Below are 545 nucleotides of genomic sequence, written 5' to 3'. Positions count from 1 at the left end.
ACACCAGTAGGCCCAGATGGTACAACGCCATTGACACCGAAAGATCCGAGCGATCCAAGCAAGGGTTACAACCCACCACCAATTCCAAGTGATCCAACACAGGATACACCAATCAATTATGTTAAAGATGGTCAAAAAGCGATTATCACCTTCGTAGACCAAGATGATAACAACAAGGAAGTTGGTAAGGTCGTTGAAAGCGGTAAGTCAGGTGAGCCAATCGGAACAACTAACTACGCAACCCGTCTGAAAGAATTGACAGACAAGGGCTATGAAGTTGTGAACGATGAGTTCAAGGGACCTAAGACCTTCGATAATGACGATAAGAAGGATCAAACCTTCACCGTTACTCTTCGTCAAGGTACAGAGAAGATTACAGACCCAGCTAAGCTCAACAAGAAAGTATCACGTACAATTAAGTACGAATACGCAGATGGTCAAACAGCGGGTCGTCCAGCTCTGAAAGCTCCTGTGACTCAAGAAGCAGCCTTCACACGTACAGGTGAACGTAACCGTGTAACTCAGGTGAACGTAACCGTGTAACT

The 545-nt window shown here is 45.5% G+C and carries 1 protein-coding gene; it reads left to right on the top strand.

Going from position 1 to position 545, the window contains the following annotated elements; genetic code table 11:
• A partial coding sequence (locus tag D8791_RS10465) for a mucin-binding protein (RefSeq protein ID WP_446677533.1) occupies positions 1 to 543 on the top strand: 543 nt, incomplete at its 5' end.
• Between the last annotated feature and the right edge of the window lie 2 nt (positions 544 to 545).

This window comes from Streptococcus cristatus, assembly GCF_003943515.1.
Classification (GTDB): domain Bacteria; phylum Bacillota; class Bacilli; order Lactobacillales; family Streptococcaceae; genus Streptococcus; species Streptococcus cristatus_D.
Note: the sequence above shows the minus strand (reverse complement) of the source record. Positions and strands in the feature narration are given on the sequence as shown.